1 protein-coding gene is annotated in these 627 nt (G+C 75.1%); it reads right to left on the bottom strand.

The window, feature by feature from the left end:
* Positions 1 to 627 (bottom strand): penicillin acylase family protein (locus tag I9P22_RS24370; protein WP_199262807.1); only part of this gene is annotated, 627 nt, incomplete at both ends.

Below are 627 nucleotides of genomic sequence, written 5' to 3'. Positions count from 1 at the left end.
CGCCGCGGCACGGCGCCGGCCATGACCTGGCCCACGCCCTGGCCGTCGGCCAGCGTCACCATCAGGGCCGGGGCGATCAGGTCGCGCAGCGCCCGCGCCGCCGCCGCCCGGTCCGGCGCCCGCATCAGCCCGATCAGCGCCGTCATGCTGCGGTCGTTGCCATAGCCCCCGGTCCAGGACAGCGCCGCGACATGGCCGGCAGGCAGGATGGTGGCCAGGTCGAGATGCCCGGCCGGGATCACCGGCCCGTTCTCGGTCTCGCGCAGGGTGATGGTCCGCGGCGCGTCGCCACGGACGCGCAGGGTCTCGCGCCGGGTGGCGAATTCGGTCCAGCCCTGCGCACCGCGATAGCGGTTAGGGTCGCCGGGCTGCACCTCCTCGACATAAAGGTCCTGGTCGTCGATCTGCGCCGGGGTGATGCCCCAGGCCAGCCCGGTGTTGCGGCCCGACAGCACCGCGGGAATGCCGGGGATGGTGCCGCCGATCACCCCGCCGGACTGCAACTCGATCCGCGCCAGATACCACAGGCCCGGCGCGGTCAGGGCGAATTGCGGGTCGTTGGCCAGCAGCGCGCCGCCCGCCGCCGTGCGCCCGGCCGCGGCGGCAAAGCCGTTGGCCGAGGCGCCC

It is taken from the genome of Paracoccus binzhouensis, assembly GCF_016446475.1.
Taxonomy (GTDB): Bacteria; Pseudomonadota; Alphaproteobacteria; order Rhodobacterales; family Rhodobacteraceae; genus Paracoccus; species Paracoccus binzhouensis.
Note: the sequence above shows the minus strand (reverse complement) of the source record. Positions and strands in the feature narration are given on the sequence as shown.